Genomic DNA, 674 nt, shown 5'->3' with positions numbered 1-674 from the left:
TGTGGTAATACTAAAACAATTACTAGAACTTGGACTGCTACCGATGATTGTGGTAACACAACGTCTGCTGTTCAAACGATAACGGTTGTGGATACTACGCCACCGACATTTACTGTTCCTGCTGATATTACAGTAGAATGTGATGTAGATGTAACTGATCTAACCATTACTGGAGACGTTACAGACGAAACGGACACATGTTCTACTGGACTTGATGCTACTTATGCAGATAATACAGTTTTAGGAACTTGTGTAAATGAATCTATAATCACTCGTACATGGACATTAATAGACGATTGTGGTAATACTACAACTTTAGTTCAAACTATAAACGTAGTTGATACTACCTCTCCAACATTTACAGCACCAGAAGATTTAACTGTAGAATGTGATGTTGATGTTAATGATCTTACTATTACAGGTGATGTTACGGACGAAGCGGACAACTGCTCATCTGGATTAGATGCCGAATATAAAGACATAATCATGGAGGGTGATTGTCCTAATTCATTTATAATATATAGAAAATGGACATTGATCGATGAATGTGATAATGAAACTACAGATGATCAAGTTATCACCGTAGTAGATACTACTGCTCCTACCTTCACGGTTCCTGCAGATCTTACGGTTGAGTGCGACGTAGACGTGGCCGACCTTACAATTACTGGTGA

Annotated in this window: 1 pseudogene; it reads left to right on the top strand. The window is 38.3% G+C overall.

The annotated features are described in order from the left end of the window. Positions 1-674, top strand: a pseudogene (locus tag LBV24_RS15045) (gliding motility-associated C-terminal domain-containing protein); the annotation flags it as partial.

The sequence above is a fragment of the Winogradskyella vincentii genome (assembly GCF_020166345.1).
GTDB classification, from domain to species: Bacteria; Bacteroidota; Bacteroidia; order Flavobacteriales; family Flavobacteriaceae; genus Winogradskyella; species Winogradskyella vincentii.
Note: the sequence above shows the minus strand (reverse complement) of the source record. Positions and strands in the feature narration are given on the sequence as shown.